Annotated in this window: 17 protein-coding genes and 2 pseudogenes; 12 read left to right on the top strand and 7 right to left on the bottom strand. The window is 44.8% G+C overall.

Annotated features, from left to right (window positions below; translation table 11 throughout):
- Nucleotides 1–7 precede the first annotated feature (7 nt).
- The 6 genes and pseudogenes from JCM14108_RS10075 to JCM14108_RS10050 all read left to right on the top strand — a co-directional run bounded on the left by JCM14108_RS10075 (nt 8) and on the right by JCM14108_RS10050 (nt 7016).
- Nucleotides 8–448 (top strand): hypothetical protein, encoded by a 441-nt coding sequence (locus JCM14108_RS10075; RefSeq protein WP_035180646.1) that lies wholly within the window; start codon nt 8–10, stop codon nt 446–448.
- Nucleotides 449–1510: 1062 nt separating this feature from the next.
- Nucleotides 1511–2673 (top strand): annotated as a pseudogene (locus JCM14108_RS10070) (2-isopropylmalate synthase).
- The gene (gene leuB / locus JCM14108_RS10065; RefSeq protein ID WP_035180645.1) at nt 2673–3752 is read left to right on the top strand and encodes a 3-isopropylmalate dehydrogenase; all 1080 of its coding nucleotides are present in this window, start codon (nt 2673–2675) and stop codon (nt 3750–3752) included. The pseudogene JCM14108_RS10070 and the gene leuB overlap by 1 nt, the downstream one beginning before the upstream one ends.
- Nucleotides 3730–5103: a 3-isopropylmalate dehydratase large subunit gene (gene leuC, locus JCM14108_RS10060; protein ID WP_035180644.1), complete on the top strand. Its 1374-nt coding sequence runs from the start codon at nt 3730–3732 to the stop codon at nt 5101–5103. Before leuB ends, leuC begins: the two co-directional genes overlap by 23 nt.
- Before the next feature lie 3 nt (nt 5104–5106).
- On the top strand, nt 5107–5691 hold the full coding sequence (gene leuD / locus JCM14108_RS10055; RefSeq protein ID WP_035180643.1) for a 3-isopropylmalate dehydratase small subunit: 585 nt from the start codon (nt 5107–5109) through the stop codon (nt 5689–5691).
- 30 nt (nt 5692–5721) lie between these two features.
- Nucleotides 5722–7016: pseudogene (locus tag JCM14108_RS10050) on the top strand (MFS transporter).
- 118 nt (nt 7017–7134) lie between these two features.
- Here the strand turns inward: JCM14108_RS10050 and JCM14108_RS10045 are convergent.
- From JCM14108_RS10045 to JCM14108_RS10035, 3 genes are all read right to left on the bottom strand, one after another.
- Nucleotides 7135–8139 carry a matrixin family metalloprotease gene (locus tag JCM14108_RS10045; protein ID WP_035180642.1) on the bottom strand — a complete coding sequence of 335 codons (1005 nt, stop codon included), beginning with the start codon at nt 8137–8139 and terminating at the stop codon, nt 7135–7137.
- A gap of 217 nt (nt 8140–8356) precedes the next feature.
- Entirely contained in the window at nt 8357–8818 is a 462-nt protein-coding gene (locus tag JCM14108_RS10040; protein WP_035180640.1) for a YbaK/EbsC family protein, read from the bottom strand.
- 12 nt (nt 8819–8830) lie between these two features.
- Entirely contained in the window at nt 8831–10231 is a 1401-nt protein-coding gene (locus tag JCM14108_RS10035; protein WP_035180638.1) for an amino acid permease, read from the bottom strand.
- A gap of 492 nt (nt 10232–10723) precedes the next feature.
- Between JCM14108_RS10035 and JCM14108_RS10030 the strand changes: the two genes are divergently transcribed.
- Entirely contained in the window at nt 10724–11695 is a 972-nt protein-coding gene (locus JCM14108_RS10030) for a CAP domain-containing protein (protein ID WP_081759894.1), read from the top strand.
- A gap of 100 nt (nt 11696–11795) precedes the next feature.
- On the opposite strand, the gene JCM14108_RS10025 is transcribed toward JCM14108_RS10030, so the two are convergent.
- Both JCM14108_RS10025 and JCM14108_RS10020 read right to left on the bottom strand, forming a co-directional pair.
- Complete coding sequence (locus JCM14108_RS10025) at nt 11796–13178, bottom strand: sugar porter family MFS transporter (RefSeq protein ID WP_035180634.1); 1383 nt, start codon at nt 13176–13178, stop codon at nt 11796–11798.
- Between the two features lie 381 nt (nt 13179–13559).
- On the bottom strand, nt 13560–13862 hold the full coding sequence (locus JCM14108_RS10020; protein ID WP_035180633.1) for a hypothetical protein: 303 nt from the start codon (nt 13860–13862) through the stop codon (nt 13560–13562).
- A 103-nt stretch (nt 13863–13965) separates the two neighbouring features.
- On the opposite strand from JCM14108_RS10020, the gene JCM14108_RS10015 reads away from it, so the two are divergent.
- Complete coding sequence (locus JCM14108_RS10015; RefSeq protein WP_035180632.1) at nt 13966–14604, top strand: carbonic anhydrase family protein; 639 nt, start codon at nt 13966–13968, stop codon at nt 14602–14604.
- Between the two features lie 14 nt (nt 14605–14618).
- Complete coding sequence (locus JCM14108_RS10010; protein WP_035180630.1) at nt 14619–15089, top strand: Panacea domain-containing protein; 471 nt, start codon at nt 14619–14621, stop codon at nt 15087–15089.
- A gap of 176 nt (nt 15090–15265) precedes the next feature.
- Here the strand turns inward: JCM14108_RS10010 and JCM14108_RS10005 are convergent, their stop codons facing one another.
- Entirely contained in the window at nt 15266–15511 is a 246-nt protein-coding gene (locus JCM14108_RS10005; protein ID WP_035180629.1) for a hypothetical protein, read from the bottom strand.
- A 198-nt stretch (nt 15512–15709) separates the two neighbouring features.
- Nucleotides 15710–16084, bottom strand: coding sequence for a hypothetical protein (locus JCM14108_RS10000; RefSeq protein ID WP_035180627.1), 375 nt, complete (start codon nt 16082–16084; stop codon nt 15710–15712).
- A gap of 369 nt (nt 16085–16453) precedes the next feature.
- On the opposite strand from JCM14108_RS10000, the gene JCM14108_RS09995 reads away from it, so the two are divergent.
- The 3 genes from JCM14108_RS09995 to JCM14108_RS14565 all read left to right on the top strand — a co-directional run bounded on the left by JCM14108_RS09995 (nt 16454) and on the right by JCM14108_RS14565 (nt 18626).
- On the top strand, nt 16454–16672 hold the full coding sequence (locus JCM14108_RS09995) for a hypothetical protein (RefSeq protein WP_035180626.1): 219 nt from the start codon (nt 16454–16456) through the stop codon (nt 16670–16672).
- Nucleotides 16673–16884: 212 nt separating this feature from the next.
- Nucleotides 16885–17730, top strand: a complete 846-nt coding sequence (locus tag JCM14108_RS14570) for a GW dipeptide domain-containing protein (protein ID WP_152536936.1) — start codon at nt 16885–16887, stop codon at nt 17728–17730.
- Complete coding sequence (locus tag JCM14108_RS14565; RefSeq protein WP_152536935.1) at nt 17724–18626, top strand: hypothetical protein; 903 nt, start codon at nt 17724–17726, stop codon at nt 18624–18626. Before JCM14108_RS14570 ends, JCM14108_RS14565 begins: the two co-directional genes overlap by 7 nt.
- The last annotated feature ends 109 nt before the right edge of the window (nt 18627–18735 follow it).

Raw genomic sequence — 18735 nt, 5'->3', positions numbered from 1 at the left:
TTGGATTATGCGTTCTCAGAAATTAATTGTTTTAGGATTTCTTTTAGGGGGAGCGTTTCTATTGAATTCCGATGTGAAGGCAAGTGCTTATCACAGTGGAACCCCAAAGGCATTACGGGGATGCTGGTATTTGGGGAAGCAATCGTATTTGCAATACTGGAAAAGACATACCGGAATGAATAAACTGCAATATTCTTCGGCCTATGGCGGTTATTTAAGAACCAATCCATATGGCTTAACGTACATTAAGTATAAGTATCTGGGGTATCATACTTATCGAATTACCGGCTGGACATATTCGAGCTATCAAGATTTCCGGATTATTTCGCCAACCAGTGAAAAGTATACGTATAATGTCAGACTGCTGAATCAACACCAGCTTTATTTGATCGATCGGCAGACAACTTATACTAAATATTCGACAACCCCAAGCTGGATTGTTCAGTAAAATATCAAATGAGAAAATTAGGGTTATCCCTGAATTATTTGAGGTAAGAAGCTGCTTTGACCGAAACATGGTCGGCAGCTTCTTTGCTTTTTTGATAACTGATTAAAAATAGTGTTGTTAAGGGCGATATCTTTCGCAAAATGCTTGGAAACAGCATTTCCTTGATTACTCAGGGCGTTCTGCTGCTATTTATTTAAGTAAAAATGATGATATTCTTGTTATGCTTTAGCGTTACAAGTCGACAACAAAATGTGAAAATAAAAAGAAAACAATTAAAATTTCATGTTGACAAGTTGTAGGGATGCTTTGTATACTAGCACCAATCAATTCGATGAACGACGTGTTAATCACATGTTTAGTAATGACCGGCGAATTTTAAAGCAAGCATCGTTGATGAGAAGATGTACTTTCCCGGCCGATGAAAATGCATGTGAGCGAAAGTCCTTTTCGAGGGACTTGGGTATGACTTCCCTTAAGAGAGTCCGGATATCAAGATACTAATTTGGTACCCAGTGAGTTCATGCATGTGAGTGTATGAAGAATTTAGGTGGTAACACGGTAAAACGTCCTTTTCGGCTTCGGCTGAAAAGGACGTTTTTTCATCGAATTTTAAAACAACTAATAGGAGATGGTTGACATGCATCAAAATCAAAGAACTTCCAATGTGAGTTGGCCGCATTTATGGTTACCAGCCTTAAACCGATAAGTTAACACCGATAATTTAAACACATATTTAGGCTTTGGCCTTACTAAACGGGAAAGTCCCGACACATAGTATTAACGTATCAAATAAACGATTAAAGAAATCAAACCATGATTAATGAAAGGAGTTGTTTCAAATGACGATGACAGGTGTAAATACTTCAGTAAATATGAACCAAAACGTGTTTGAAACAGCTGCGTTATTAGCCTTATTACTCTAAAATAGGACTCGGACAAATTAGTCGAGCCCTATTTAAGGAAGCAATGGGGCCGTGAAAGTACCCCAGGTTGCTGGTGGTACTATTTTTTTACAAATTTTTCGGAAACCAATCAAATTATAAATACGAGGAGATCTTTATTATGACAAAACAAATTCAATTTTTCGATACAACTTTGCGTGACGGTGAGCAGACAATCGGGGTTAACTTCAGTGTTGAACAGAAGGTAGCCATTGCCAAAGAGCTTGAAAAGTGGGGGGTTGACGTCATTGAAGCCGGCTTTCCCGTCGCATCGCCGGAAGACTTTGAAGCCGTTCAGGCCGTTTCAAGAGCCGTGAGAAAGACCCAGGTTACCGGCTTGGCCAGAGCCCGTAAAGGTGATATCGACGCCTGCGTTAAAGCAACCAAGGACGCTGTTAATAAACAGGTCCACGTCTTTATCGCTACCAGCCGATTCACCGGGAGTCCAAGCTTCACATGACTAAAGACCAGGTGATTGCTTCAATTCGTGATTCCGTTACCTACGCGCATAAATTCTTTGATATCATTGAGTTTTCGCCAGAAGACGCTACCCGAACCGAACCGGATTTTCTGGTTGAGTCAATTGAAACGGCCATTCACGCCGGCGCTACCGTTATCAACATCCCCGACACCGTTGGCTACACCAACCCGGTGGAATTTGCCCGACTTTTCAAGAACCTGCGGGAAAACGTTAAGGAATTTGATGAGATTACCTTCTCGGTTCACTGCCACGATGATTTAGGCATGGCGGTTGCCAATAGTTTGGCTTCGATTGAAAACGGTGCGACCCGAATTGAAGGGACGATCAACGGGATTGGCGAACGGGCCGGCAACGCTGCACTTGAAGAAGTTGCCGCCGCACTTTATGTTCGTAAAGATTATTATGATGCGACCAGCAATATTGATTTGAAGGAAACCAAGCGGATTTCGGATATGATCAGCGATTTTGCCAACATGCCGGTACCCCACAATAAAGCCGTTGTTGGTGCCAATGCCTTTGCTCATGAATCCGGCATTCACCAGGATGGCATGCTGAAGAATCCACAAACTTATGAAATTCTGACGCCCGAATCGGTCGGCGCCAACAAGACCACACTGCCCCTTGGCAAATTGTCGGGTTCCCACGCCGTAATGGCCAAATTAAATACAATTGGCTACGATGTTGACCGGGATGATATGAAGACAATCTTCCCAATTTTCAAACGGGTTGCCGATAATGAATCAATTGTCACCGAGGACGATCTTAAAAAGATTATGGATAAAGTCAAGGAGGCTGTCCACTAATGCCAAATCAAACTGCTAAAATTACGGTTTTGCCGGGTGATTACATCGGCCCGGAGATTATGAACGCAGGGCTGGCCGTTTTAAAAGCGGTTAGTGAGGGGACGTTTGATTATCAAATTGATGAGCAGCCCTTTGGCGGCGCCGGGATTGATCAGACGGGCGATCCATTGCCACAGCGTACCTTGGCTTCGGCTAAAGCCAGCGATGCGGTCCTCTTGGCTGCGATTGGTGGGCCGAAGTGGGACAATGCTCCCAAGCGGCCTGAAAAAGGCCTGCTGCAGATTCGCCAGGAACTGAATTTGTTTGCCAATATCCGGCCAACGGCGATCAGCCGGGCCATGCAAAAGTATTCGCCGATTAAGCAGTTGGCACCTGTTGATTTTGTGATTGTCCGTGAATTAACCAGTGGGATTTACTTCGGTCGGCCAAGGGAAATCGATGCGCATCACGCCATTGATACGATGCGTTATACGACAAACGAGATTCGGCGGGTGGCACAAGTAGCATTTGAGATGGCTGAAAAACGTCATCATCACGTGACACTAGTCGATAAGGCCAATGTATTGGCAACCAGCAACCTTTGGCGAAAGGTGGTCGCAGAAGTGGCAGCCGATTATCCAACCGTTGCTTACGATACCAGTTACGTTGATGCAACGGCTATGAAAATTATCAGTGCGCCGGAACAATTTGATGTTATTTTAACTGAGAATATGTTTGGCGATATTTTAAGCGATGAGTCCGCTGAGATTACCGGTTCTCTGGGTACCATTCCATCTATGAGCCGGGGGACGAGTGGCCCGGCTTTATACGAACCAATTCACGGTTCCGCACCCGATATTGCGGGGAAGGGGATTGCCAATCCGCTATCGATGATTAATTCGGTTGCCATGATGCTGCGGCATTCATTTAACCGGCCGGACTTGGCGGATATCATTGCGGGTAGTGTCGACGCGGTGATTGAAACCGGTAGTGTGACGCCTGATTTAGGCGGTCAGGCGACTACCGATCAGGTCACTGCCGCGATTATTAATCACATTCACGAAAGAAGGAACGCATATGTCGAAAACGATGTTCGATAAAATTTGGGATAAGCACGTCATTACCGGAAAGCCGGGCGAGCCGCAATTAATTTATGTTGATCTGCACTTATTGCATGAGGTTACTTCACCACAGGCTTTTGAGGGATTACGTGAGAATCACCGAAAAGTTCGCCGGACTGACAAGACGTTTGCGACAATGGACCATAACGTTCCCACGGTCGATATTTTTAATATTCAAGATGAAATTGCTCGAAAACAAATTGATACTTTACAGAAAAATGCTAAAGAATTTGGTGTCCGATTAGCGGGAATGGGTGATGAAGATCAGGGGATTATTCACGTAATCGGACCGCAGTTGGGCCTGACCCAGCCGGGGATGGTGATTGTTTGTGGAGATTCTCATACCGCTACGCACGGTGCCTTTGGTTCAATTGCTTTTGGCATTGGGACCAGTGAAGTTGAACACGTTTTAGCAACCCAAACCATTTGGCAGACCAAGCCCAAGACAATGGGCATTCACGTTCACGGAAAATTGCCGCGGGGTGTTTATGCTAAAGATATTATTATGGGGATTATTGCCAGAGAAGGAGTGGCCTTTGGGACCGGTTATGCTGCTGAATTCTATGGCGATACAATTGCCAATATGAGTATGGAAGAACGGATGACGCTTTGCAACATGGCAATTGAAGGTGGCGCCAAAGTGGGGACAATTCGGCCGGACCAGACGACCTTTGATTATGTAAGGGGCCGAAAATACGCACCCAAAAACATTGACAAAGCTATTGCTTATTGGCAGCAGTTCAAGACCGACGACGAAGCCGCTTTTGATAAAGTTATCGACTTCGACGTGAACGATTTGGCGCCTTACGTTACCTGGGGAACTAATCCAGGGATGGCAGTACCGGTTGATCAGCGCTTTCCGGAGATCAAGGATGAAGATGATCGAAAGGCTTATGATTACATTGGTTTGAAGCCGGGTGAAAAGGCTACTGAAATTCCAATTAAGTGGGCATTCTTTGGCTCGTGTACCAATGGTCGGTTGTCCGACCTGAAGATTGCTGCTCAGATTTTAAAGGGTCATCACATTGCTGAGGGGTTAACGGCTTGGGTGGTTCCCGGTTCCCGAACAATTAAAGAAAAAGCTGAAGAAATTGGACTCGATAAAATTTTCAAGGACGCCGGTTGTGAATGGCGGGAGCCGGGGTGTTCGGCCTGTTTGGGAATGAATCCGGATCATGTCCCAGCCGGCATTCACTGTGCCTCAACGTCAAATCGAAACTTTGAAGGCCGCCAAGGTGCCGGTTCCCGGACCCATCTGGCTAGTCCGGCAATGGTTGCTGCTGCAGCAATTCACGGTCACTTTATTGATCTTCGAAAACAGGAGGCGTAAAAAATGGAAAAAATCAATATCATTCAAAGTACCTCAATTCCGATTATGCGCGACAACATTGATACGGATCAGTTGATCCCCAAACAATTTTTAAAGAATATTCTAAAGACCGGTTATGGAAAAAATTTATTTTACGACTGGCGTTATGAACGGCCGAACAAGCCGAATCCGGATTTTATTTTAAATAAACCGGAACGCCAGGGAGCAGAAATCTTAATTGCCGGCGAGAACTTCGGCTGCGGTTCCTCCAGGGAACATGCTGTTTGGGCCTTGAAAGATTGGGGCTTTCGCGTCGTTATCGCGGGGGGCTACAGTGACATCTTCTATATGAATAGTACAAAAAATGGCTTCTTGGCGATTACACTGCCGAAGGATCAGCGTGAAATTCTGGCTCAGGCGGCGCCAAATGAAAAGATTACGGTTGACTTACCGAATCAGACAGTTACTTTTCGGGACCATCAATTTTCGTTTGAAATTGATCCGCTTTGGAAACATAAGTTTGTCAACGGGTTGGATGACATTGCGATTACGATGAATTATGAACAGCAAATCAAAGATTATGAAGCCCAAATTCCTGATTTTGGCTAAGGGGTTTCTAACTAATGAACGAGGGGGCAAATGCCTATGGAAAGACAGATTAGTTTGCAGGGCCGGATTGACCGGACTAAAGAATCACCGCTATTTTACGAGATATTTGCCTTGGTTGCCGGCGGCATGTTTTTGGACGCCGTGGACGTTTATCTGGCAAGCGCGGTTGCAACCACCGTTTTAAAGGATAACTGGTCAACGTTACAATTAAATTCATACTTTTTATCAAGTGGCTTTTTAGGGTTGTTTTTGGGCTCGATCATTGCCGGGTTTATCGGTGACTTAAAGGGTCGGCGGGTGGCTTATCAGATCAACCTGCTGTTGTTTGGCGGCTTCACCTTTTTAGGCGCGTTTGCCCCCAACATGTGGTTTTTGATTTTTTGCCGACTTATGTCAAGTGTTGGACTGGGTTCGGAAATCGTAACCGGTTATTCGATGATCAATGAATTTGCCCCAATACATAGTCGCGGCAAATGGTGTGCCACAACGTCACTGGTAGCGAATTGCGGTGCACCGATCACCATGATTCTCTGTAGCGCCGTTATTCCCCGCTTTGGTTGGCGGGTAATGTTTATGGGTGTCGGCATTGTGGCGGCGGTTCTCTGGTATCTCCGGCGAAACATCCCCGAATCTCCCCGGTGGCTGATGGCTCATGGCCGGCAAGCCGAGGCTAAAGAAATTATTGAACGACTGGAAGTTAACGGTGTCAATGATGACGTAACTGAAACTCCGAAGAAACGCGAAGTCGTGCATCATTCACTGGGCATTAGCCTGTTTGTGGCGACGGTCGCTGCTTCGGCAACCATTATCTGCCAGTATACCTTTACCTCCTGGGTACCAACACTGTTGAGCAACCGGGGAATCAATATTTCCGGTTCTTTGTGGCTGTCGGCTTCATGATGGTCGGCGCGCCGGTTGGCTGTGCAATCGGCGCCTATCTGGTTGATCGGATTGGTCGTAAGAAGACAATTGCCCCGGCATTCTTTATGACGGCAGTCTTCGGCTTTATGTATGGCCGTCAGTCAACCGTCGGCGGTGTTTTGACATTTGGCTTTTTACTGGAAGTCTGCTTCTACATCTTGATGGCGTCCGTAATTGCCGTTTATGTTGCCGAATTGTTTCCAACCAAGTTCCGCTTTAGAGGCTCGGGGATTGCCAACGGGACTGCTAAATTGTTTACGGTTGCGATGCCGATTGTGGTGGCCTGGATGTTGAAGGTAACCAATGCCAACATGATTTTTTGGACAATTGGTGGAATCGCGCTATTTGCCGGTATTGTTGTCTGGGTCTTTGGTGATGAAACCAATCAGAAGGATATTGGTTAAAATGATGCTTGAGCGATATAAACGATTAACATGATTGAGTGGTGCAGTAAAAACGGCCAGCGCAAGGTTTGCGTTAGCCGTTTTTTGTCGATTTATAATCACTCGTCCCAATAAATGATTACTGTTTATTATACAGGTATTGCAACGTATTAATATCTGCCTGGGTGATTTTCTGGGTGTATGGATCTCTTTCATAAGGATACATGACATCGTTAACATCACTGCTATGAGCTAATCCCAACGCGTGCCCCATTTCGTGGACGGCAATAAATTGCGTGTAGGTATAATCAAAATTGAATTTGGCAGCTTGTTCCGGCAGAATCCCAATCGTTGCGGACTTCATGGCGTAAAACCCAGCCGGATTTTTGCTGGTAGTTCGTTGAATGTAGGAAATTCCAACGGTATTTTCATCCGAACCAGTAGACCCCGAAGCCACGTTGGTAATTTTAATGTTGGCATTATTGTAATTGGACGTCTCGGTTAAATGGACGACGTTGACATTGTTCCATTCGCTAATAGCAGTATACCAAAGGGCCCGTTCTGACTGGCTCATTTTTGGATAAAAGGCGTAGGTAATGTTGGTAGATGACCAACTGGCCCCCTGATCCGGCGTGTAGGACTTTGTCGGATCCTTAACAGGTGTTTTGACCGTTGTTGACGTGGTTCCGGAACTACTGCTGGTTGTTGAACTGCCGGTAGTCGTTGTTGGGTTGTTGTTTGAGGTGGTGGTTGTCGGTGAATCAGTTTTAACCGCCGCTTTGGCCTTTGTCAGGTAACCACTGTTAACCCAGCCCTTTAGCTTGTTTTGGTTTCCCTTGACGTAACGGTAAGTATGGTATTGGCCGTTTACCTTGATTTTTCGTTGATATTGACTGGTAAAAACGACCTTTTGGTAAGTTTTTAATTTGAAAAGTTTTTTACCCAGTTTAGCGGTATAAGCATACGCTTTATTTGAAACCTTGGGCTTGACCCAGTAATTTGTTGACTTGGTTTTAACGATTTTGGTTGCCTGGACCTTGGCCTTGGCTTGAACCGATTGGGTAGGTTGATTGATACCAAAGCTTCCCAGTAAAGTTGTTGCCAGAGTTCCCAGAACCAGGTAACCGAGTTTATTAAGCTTCATTTTTAGTGCAGTCCTTTCTTTAATATAGAATATCGAACACGAAAATGACTCAAAATGATCATATCCCTAATGCCCCTCACATAAATATAATTATACGCAAATTTTATCAAAGTGGCGAGAATGATAACCAAAAAACTGTCGATTAAGAGGGGGAGCTCTCAATTGACAGTTTGATTAAATAATTGTCTTTAATAATTGGTGAATTTTGTGGGTGGCATTATTGGCTTACGGTGACCCATCTAACGGGATGGCTGAGTTCACTCAGCTCGGTTAAAGACAGCTTTAGAGCGTGGTACGGGTCTCCGGCAGCCGGGTAAAGCCATGGCAGGCCTCTTAATGACGTATCGAGATAAACCGGCAAATCGTTATCAAGGCCGATTGGGTTAACGCCGCCAACTGGATAGCCCGTTGATTCACGTACTTTATCAGGCGACAACAGATGTGGGCGGACATCAAATTCTGCTTTAAACCGCTGGTTGCTTAACCGGGCGTTACCACTGAGGACAACGACGACCGGTTGTTGGTTGACATCCAAAACCAATGATTTGGCGATTGCATCCGGGTCAACTTGTAAAACGTTGGCGGCTTCTTCGACAGTGGCACCGGTTGCTGGTAAATCAATGTAGCGATCTTTTAATTTGTGATAGCTTAATTCGTTTTTTAAATCAATGAGACTCATATGAAAACCTCCCTATAAGGAATCCTGAGAATCGGCAACGGTGAGTTTCTTCTGTCGGTAAGCCAGCAGGATATTGAATCCGACTGCCCAGATCAAGGCCCCGACGGCCGGCAGAATCGACGAGGCGTTAAAGAAGAGGCTGGCAAAGATTGCCAGGAAAAAGGCAATGGTCAATGGATTTGACCAGCGATATCGGGGCATTTTAAAGCCATCGGGTTTGAAATCGGCCGAGTGTCGGTATTTATAGTGGGCGACCATTGTCAGGATACATACCAGAATATAGATGTCACTTGATACAGAAGCGATAAATGAGAAGGCGGCGCCCAGTGAGTTGAATGAGCTGATAATCGGGGCCAAAACCATAATGAATGCCGAAAAAAGAACGCTGGTAATTGGAATGCCGTTTTTGGAAACTTTGGTAAAGAACGTCATCCCCTTTGACGGCGACTCTTCCGCCAGTTGATAAAGGTGTCGACCGGTTGAGAAGATCGCACTGTTTAACGTTGAGCAGGCGGCTGCGATGACAACCAGATTGATGATTTGAGCGGCACCCGGTAAACCGGCCAGTTTAAAAATCTGGACAAACGGACTTTCGTTGGGGTTGAGGGATTGCCACGGTGTGATGGCCATAATAATCAATAGCGAACCAATGTAGAACAGGAGGATCCGACCAATTATCTGATTAACGGCCCGTGGCAAGACTTTTCGGGGCTGCTTGGTTTCGGCAGTTGTGATGCCGACAAATTCCATTCCTTGAAAGGCAAAGAAAACCATTGGAAAGGCGTTGATAAATTGATGGGTTCCGTTTGGGAAAAATGAAAAACCGTTAACAATGTTCCCCCAAGAAGCCTGCGTACCGGCGGGATTTTTATGGCCGATTGTTACCAAATAAATGCCCAAGGCAATTAAGACCAGAATAGCCAGGATTTTGATGCCGGACAAAAAGGTTTCCGATCTGCCAAATGAACTTACCATGGCCATATTAACAGCGGTTAGGATGAGTAGAAAGGCAATTTGGGTCAGCCAAGCCGGAATTGTTGGGAACCAAAACTTCAGGTAGGTTGAAATAGCGGTTAGTTCAGCCATGCCGGCTAAAACCAGCTCCAACCAATAACTCCAAGCCGCAAAGTAACCCAGCCGGGGACTGACATACTTGCCGATAAAGGAAACAAAGGTGTGCTGCTCGGGATCGGCGTACATCATTTCACCAATTGCCCGCATCATCAGGAAAAAGAAGCCGCCGATAATCAAATAAACCAACAAAATGGACGGGCCGGTTCGATGAATTGTACTGCCGGCGCCTAAAAACAGGCCGGTACCAATTGAGCCGCCAAAAGCGATCATTTGAACAGCCAAATTGGAAAGCCCCCGAATCGTGCCGTCTTTGTTAACTTCAACATCATGATTAGCCATGATACAGATCACTCCAATCTAATTTATAATCAAACTATTTGGGCAAATTAAAAACGCCCCTGCAAAAAATGCAGGGACGTTTGACGCGCGGTACCACCCGAATTTGTGACTGTTTCACAGCAGCCACCTTGGCAACTCGTTTGCCACAAGTGCGGCAATTCAAGTCCGAGACGGTAACGGGTCTTGACGTAGGTATCGCTTTCACGTGCCTAATGCTCTGAGCTCATCTTCGCGACGACGATTATCACTGTCTTTCACCAATCGGCAGTTCTCTTTAAGGTAATCGTGAATCGTTACTCTTCTCATCAACGCAATGATCTTAAATGTTTACCCATTATAGTATCATTAAATTTTAATTTTTCAAGTGCCAACTTGATAAAAAATGGTTTGATAGAAAATTTCTATGGTGAAATGTTAATCCGTGAAGTAGAATAATGGTATAACTGTTAGCGAATTGGCAGTTAAACCAATCATTTGAGGGGATGGGGTTTTGTGAAAAGAACAATTATTGGAGGTGCAGTCGCGTTGACATTGGGGTTAACGGCATTTGGCAGTGCACTGGTTTCAAGTCATTCGGCTTTTGCCAATCAAGGTGCCAAGGTGGTTAAAACCGTGAAGTCAGCCGGGACGGATTATTACGCCAAAAAGGGCGTTATCTATGCCAATACCAAGTTGAACAAGGTGATCCACAAAGCTAAAAATTATCCGCGGACGGTGTTTTTCTCTAACCGATTAGCTATTATTAAGAAAGCAAATGGCCATCAGGGCGGCTATCGGTATATTATTTCGAGAAACGGCAAGGTTCACGGCTGGATTTGGCAGGGGAATTTAAAAAAGAAAAGCAATTCAACCGCTGCCAAATCAACGGCAACACCAACTGGAAACCAGACACCGACAACTACCGATTCAAGCAGTTCAAGCAGTTCAAGTAGTTCAGCTGCAACCAGTACATCAAGTACGTCGACAACTACTGCCGGTTCAACCGCAACCGGCAGTTCGGCAACTTCCAAGCAAAATGACCCGAGTTCGTTTTCATTAAGCGATTATCGGGCTGCTTTCCTGAAATATCTTAATCAGGAAAGAACCAAGCGGAACTTGGCGCCCTATACTGAAAGTAGTTCATTGGATGCCTTGGCACAGAAACGGGCAACCCAAATCGTGACTAATTTCAGCCATTACGACGCCGATGGAAATCCACTGGGAGAACAGCTGGCACCCCAGTTTGGTGTTGAAAACTACGGCGCCGAATGCTTGGCACAGAATATCTGGGATGACGATAGTACCAGTGACTCAGTGGCTAAAAACGACGTTCATGAATATATTTATGATGACGCCGATTCCAACTGGGGTCATCGGGACATCCTGTTAAATACGCAATTAACGGCAATCGGGATGGGGGCCGTGCTGCATGAGCATGCTGACGGCTTTATGGCAACCTGGACGGCCGCTGATTTTAGCTATTAACGCAAGTAAAGTAAATTGAACAACCCAAAAAATGACTGATAGGCAAGCCGTTTGAAACGGTCTGACTATCAGTCATTTTTAAGATGCAGTATATTCAAAGCTAGTTGGCAGACTTCTTTAAAACAGCCTTCTGGCGCATTTCCATTTCGATAGCTTCCAGCGTCTTGCCCCGGGTTTCCGGAACCATGTAAATAACAAAGAAGATTGACAGAACGGCAAAGAAGGTGAAGACGGCAAACGGGCCACCAACGTTGTTGCCGAACATGTTCAACAGAACCAGGAAGAATTGGGAGACAATGAAGTTGCCAATCCAGTTAGCGGCTGAACCGATGGAGTTACCAACGCCCCGAACATTCAACGGGAAGATTTCACCAAGCATCAACCAGCAAATTGGCCCCCATGAAACCGCGAAGCCAAAAATATAAATCGCAATCAGAATCATAGTTGGTACAGCAGCTGTCTGAACGCTTAACGTGAAGTTCAAAACGGACAGGAGGCCAATTGAAATGGCCATGACAACCGAACCAAAGAGAAGAATTGTCCGTCGGTTAAATTTATCCATAATCTGATAAGCCAAAATCGTGCAGAGGAAGTTGACAACTCCAATGCCGACCGAAATCCAAATCGCGTTGCTTTCAGCAAAGCCAAAGCCTTTAATGAAAACTTGTGGCAGGAAGTAAATAACCGAATTAATTCCAACCAGTTGTTGCAGCAGCATTAAGCCGATTGCCACAATTACGGCCGGACGGGCAAAAGTAACCAGTTCCTTCCAGCCACCCTTGGGCTGGTTGGCAATTTTTTGAATATCAGCTAATTCTTTGTCCGGATCCTCATTCGTATTCTTTCGTAATTCGTGAAGGACCCCTCTGGCTTCATCAACATCACCCTTTTCAACCAGGTAACGTGGTGATTCGGGTAGAATTAATGAACCAACAAATAGGATAGCGGCAGGAATCAAAGCTGATCCAAGCATCCACCGCCAGTCACGAATGCCCAGCAGGTTGTGATGCAGGAAGCCCAGGTTTGAAACATAAGCCAACAGAATGCCGGCCGTAATCATCAATTGAAACATGGTTCCCAAGGATCCCCGGTGAGGTGCATCAGCCAATTCTGCCAGGTAGGCAGGTGTTAAGGCTGATGCAGATCCAACGGCAAATCCTAAAATAATTCTGGCAGTAACCATTGAAACAAAACCGACAGCAGTCATTGAAAGGCCGGAACCAATTAGAAACAGAATTGAAGCAACCAGCAACAATCGCTTTCTACCGAATTTATCGGAAAGCGTTCCAATTGATAACGCACCAATTGATGAACCGATCAGAACCGATGAGGTAATGAAGCCGGTCTGCTCAATGTTTAAACTAAAGTCGTTCTCGATTAGTGAGGAGGCACCGGAAATAATACCAGTATCAAAGCCGAATAAAAGGCCTCCCAAAGCACCGAAAACAAAGATGAAGAAAATGCTTAAGTGTCGAGCACGCATGTAAATCCCCCCTAAACTTTAAAAATCTTAGTTAACAAATATTTTTACGTTTTCTTATTGTAAACCCTTTCATAAATATTGCAAGCGTTTGCAACAATCCTTCCTAGCTGTGAAAATGGCTGATTATTGATAGGCTGGTCAATTTATCTCCTTTTTGAAAAAGAAAATTTATATGGTCGGTGGTTATTTACAAGAATATTATGGCACAGATCATCCTTTTTTCAATTAAATGGCTTTTTCAATTAAATTTGTTAGGAATCTGTTCGGTTTCAAACTGATTGTGTGGCGGGGAGTTGCCATTCGGCGCACGTTTTCGTTTAGTAATAATCGTGATCACACAAAAAGGCTGGACAAAATTACTTTTGTCTCAGTCGCTACTTCCTAATGATTAAAAATCAACCGGTTGATATCGAAATAATTGATCGTGTACATAAAGGTCATGATCGCGTTTAAGATAAACGATACCGAAATGATGGTGAAACGAACGGTTGCCACGTGTCGGCCGAATAGCCACGGATTCGCGTATCGCTGACCGCCATAGGTAATTGTCAGCCAAAGCAGGCCGACCGTTAAAATTGCCTGTAGAAACAGTCCCAGCAGGTAAATGGTTGTGCCACCGGTGTTGAGCTGAAAATAATAACTGGCCAATGCAATGACATCCAACAAAATTGCAAGTAACGTCAAGTCGATTTCCTCCGGGATCTTCACGATTTTATGAGCTGCTAAGCTTAGTCGTTGAAATCTATGATATGATTTGGGTATCGGAGATTAGAAGGGACGAATGCTTATGCTTAATTATACTACACAATCGCGGTGGCCAAACGGTTTCGGTTCCCAGCAGTCACCAATCGATTTAAAAAATGTTGGGGCTGTGCATGCTGGGACGGCACTGGATTTTGAAATGAGAAACGCTTATGGCCTGACCAGTGAAATTGATGATCAGACGACTATTCGAGATTTGGGCGACGGCGCTGCGACTATTTTTGGCCGACAGTTTGCCTTTGTTCAAGTTCACTTTCACGCACCGGCCGAGCATCTATTGGCGGGCCAGGCAAAGCCGTTTGAGATTCACCTGGTTCATCAAAACAGTATTGGTCAGTTGGTAGTGGTTGCCCTGTTGGTTGATGTGGGCGAAACAGACGCGACGCTTCAGCAGATAATCGATCAATTTGAACCCGGTCAGACCCAACCAGTTCATATTCAACTTGGCAAGTGGGTTGCCGAGCAGCCGATCGGTTTTCATTATTTGGGCTCCTTAACAACGCCGCCGCTGACGGAAGGTGTGGAATGGCTGGTGATAACCAATCCGACCGTTACCATTAGTTCCCGGCAGTTAGCTTGGTTCAAGGCGCATTTTCAACCAAATAATCGGCAGGTTCAACCATTGAACAATCGACGGGTTGAAATTTATACAAAGCAGGAATAGTAGGTGGGGCAGCTATGATAAGTGTTTCAAAATTGATCAGCTGGTTTATTGTTGTTAACGCACAAAAGCAGTTGGAGCAGCCCCAGGCAGAAAAGCTGACGCAAATGAAGCTGATGTTTTTACTATATTATGTTCAGGGAACCCACTTGGCACTTTATAATGAAAAAGCTTTTTCTAATGATATTCTTGCGTGGAAGTATGGCCCAGCTGTCGCGCTGGTTCATTACCGCTTCCGTGGCAAACGGGTGATTACTGATAACGTCACGACTAGAGATGAAGTTAATTATCGGGAAGTTAATCAAAACGACCAATTATTACGCCTTGTTTTTGAGGTTCAAGAAACGTTTGGCGATAAAACAGCCGCCGCGCTCAGCCGGCAAACCATGCGGGAACGGCCCTGGCAGGCAACGACACCAAGCGGGGTAATTGATCCTCAAGTGATGAAAGATTATTTTCAAAAACATATTGTCGAGTTTGATGATTAAAGCGTGTGATGAAGGGCAGTTAACTTCCAGCGGGGAATTGGCTGATTCGGTTATGCGGCAGGGAGTTGCCTTTCGGCGTTTCTACTCGGTAATAAGTGTGATTACACAAACGGGACTGAACAAAATTACCTTTGTCTCAGTCCCGTGCTTTTTATCTATAGTTAGTTTAAATCAGTCTATTTTTCCCAGCCGCATAATTTGTAGTGGTGGGCTTTGGCCCAGTGAAGTGTCACGTGAACCTTTTTGCCGGCGTTATTTAATCCCCGGCAGGATTTGGAATAGTGATACTTTTTTCCATGCCGTGGTGCGATCCAAACGTAAGTGGTTTTAGCACTTGTTTGAAGTGGTGGCTGCACGACAATTGCGCCGCCAAACGTAAAGGTTGCGGCGATAATAATTGCGGCCGTTTTAATTTTTCCCATGAAGAATGTCCCCCTCTTTACCCCTAAAAAGGTCTGTGATTTATTGAACAATTTAATGATATCATAGATGATAGTGTTTAAATATAGTTATTTTTATATTATCAATTTTTAAGTTAATATTATGTGCTAATAAATGTAATCAAAAACCGGCTTTAGCGCCTTACGCTGTTAAGCGGGGGGCTAAAACCGGTTGATAAGTTACATTTCCATTTTGTGCCAAGCACCCTTGCGATATTGATACATTGTTAGCAAATTATCATTTTTGCCGTGGTGTTGAATCCATGGATGGTGGGTGGGAACGATCCGGGTACCATATTTATAGATAACCTTTGATTTTTGGGTGGGGCGATATTCAGAAAGCGTGGCGTGCTGCTTGGCGTTATATTCAGTATTGTAGTGCACGTAGTTTTTAGCTTCGATTCGGTAACCATGAAAATGCCTGGTTCGATATTTACCAACGAATAAACCGCTGGTAGTTGTTGGTACTGCGTTAGCACTGGCGTTGAGCGGCGCGATGCCGATGCCAAATATACATAAGACTAACGTGGCATAGATACAATGATTGGTTTTCAATTAAAATGCTCCTCAATGATTCTTCTGGAAAATGAATTTTTAGTGAAGTCAGGAAGATGAAATGCTGTCTTCTTAGCTGCCACATTGTTTAACGTACCACGTTTGATAAGCGCAAACAATGCTTGTTACAAAAGTGTTAATGCTTTTTAAGGTTGGTGTATTAAATGATAAACAGGCTCAATTAATTAGCTTTAGAGCCTTTAAAGAATTGATTTGGGCTGGCATAATCATCCAAGAGAAAAAATGAAGAGCGGGAGACATTGTTAGTAAGGACTCAACTGGCTTTCCTAAGAATAAAGCAATTTTTTCTGGTTGCTTTTATTTCACCACACTTATATAATTTGGATTTGTTAGAAGGGGGAATTGCGAATGGATAAAACGATGACGGCAGGGATTTTAAATGAAGCAGTCAATGCGATGCGACGGGGCCGAATGGTTCACTTAGAGGTGTCCCGACAATTAAAAGATTCAAGGGGAACGATTGGGTACATAACGGGGATCAGAGACGATCAGCTGACCTTTACAGATATGCTGAATCAAAGCCGATTTATTAAATTATCGGCGATTGAAAAATCGATTTTGTTATGAAGTAACAGCCAAATGCGGGTAAACAGTGATTCCTAACGGGAAGAATTGTTACCCGCATTTTTGGTTGGCAAATTTGGTTAAGTGGGCTTAACAATTACCTCTGTTATTACTTATCTAGAATTATTTACCAAAAAAATCAAACTAAATTCATATATCGTTCACAATTATCCGATATTCTTATGGTAACAATAAGAATATCGGAGGAAAAAATTATGAAACAAGTTAGAACGGGGGTATTAGCCATTCTTGGTGTAACCATTGGTGGGGTTATGATGTTATCGACGCATTCAATTAAGTCGGCTGCCAAGACAAGAATTATTAGTCACCAAGCGTTGAAGACACGGGCAAATACTCGAAACGTTGAACCAACCGGTAAGGCGGGGCTATATTCAAAGCCAAGTGCTTTACAGGGTGAAAAACAGCTGCTTTCGAAAAAAGCCATGAAACAGATGGATCGATCGGAAGATCCGGGTGATTATTTTCGGGCTTATCGAATGGCTAAAACCAATACCAATAGCGTTTATTACAAGGTTGTCAGCTTTGATGGCCGTTATCGGGGCTGGGTATACGGCGGCAAGAAGGTAAATCGGTTTGCGAAGGGGCTTCATCGCGCTGATACCTATGATGAGGTACCATTATCAACGGTTGAAAAAACAGCGGCTTACTATTTCACTGATCCGGGTACCAAACACGTTACGTGGCGGGCACCTTATGGCACAACGTATAAGCCGGCCAAAGCGGTCTTATCGACAATGCCCTACGCCAAGGATACACTGACTTTAAAAAGTGCCGTTAAGCGGGAAAAGGGCGACGACGTCTATTACTACGTTGGAAATGCTCGGCATCCGGAAATGAATGGTTGGATCTACAGTAAAGCCGTTGCGGTGAAGAAAGATGTTGATCAATCCGAAAGCACATCTTCTTCAACAGGTAAGCCGGTTGAGCCGGCATCTCCCGGTTCAAATGCAGTGCAGCCGGCTCCGAACAGCCCAGGTTCTTCCGGTGGCGGGACGATTACACTTACCGGCTTATTTAGCCACACCGACGCAGCGTGTTAAAAAACGCGGTTTCACCCGAGACTGATCAGGCGATTGTCTCAAAGGTTCAAAAACAGTATCGGGAAGCAGTAATTGCCAATTTGCCGGAACCGTTTCATTATGATAGTTCGATGTCTTTGGCTGAGCTGTCAAAGAAGTTGGGCCATGGTCAGCACTTTACACTCGATAACGGTCGCCGATATGTCGTCGTGGTTAACCCGGCGTCAAGGACACTGGTAACGCTGGTGCCACAATCTCAGGTAAAATGGTTGGACGTGCAGACAGCGGTTTCCGGATTAGATAGCGGCCTTTTGGGGATGCTCTTAAATGATGATTTAAAAAAGCAGGTTCAATCGGCCGCCAACCTTTATTACAAGCTAAACTATCTGGGATCACTGGTTATTTTGTCGCCGATGTCGGATAAGACGGTGAAGCAGTTGTTGGGAGACGGCCGTCAGCTGAAAATTAATATTGAATCATTCTTCGAAGAGCTGCCAATTACGGTTAGGTTTGATATCGGTGTGACAATTAAACGGGATGCCAATGGAATCAGCGCCGTGACGGTTGACTTAAAGTTGGACCCTGATTCGTTAAAAGTGCCGGCGCCGGCAAATCCGGCCAAGTGTCGCCTGGACATTGACGTCAGCCGATTAGAGTTGAATTTTTGGGAAGTACCACTTGCCAAGGGCGCCATCAAGCTTTTCTATCCGATGCGCTATCCTTACTATGATAAGATTGCCCAAGAAATGTCGCCTGATAAAATTAAGCGGGTCCTTGGAAATGGTAAAACCATTACCATTAACCAATCGGGAATCAAGGCCAACTTAACGATGGCGGTTGATGTTTCCCAGGAAGCAGGGCTTTCAAAATCGGTAACTGTTAAGGTGACGGCTGACAAACTGGCTGAAAACAAGTGATTTTAATCGACAAAAATTAACAAGGTCCGACCGGTTTAAGTTGGACAGCGGTAACCCGAACACGTTGCTTGTGGACAAGTAGTCGGGTTACCGCTTTTTGTTGACTGCA

The organism is Lentilactobacillus farraginis DSM 18382 = JCM 14108 (assembly GCF_000583655.1).
In the GTDB taxonomy this organism is placed as follows: Bacteria; Bacillota; Bacilli; order Lactobacillales; family Lactobacillaceae; genus Lentilactobacillus; species Lentilactobacillus farraginis.
Note: the sequence above shows the minus strand (reverse complement) of the source record. Positions and strands in the feature narration are given on the sequence as shown.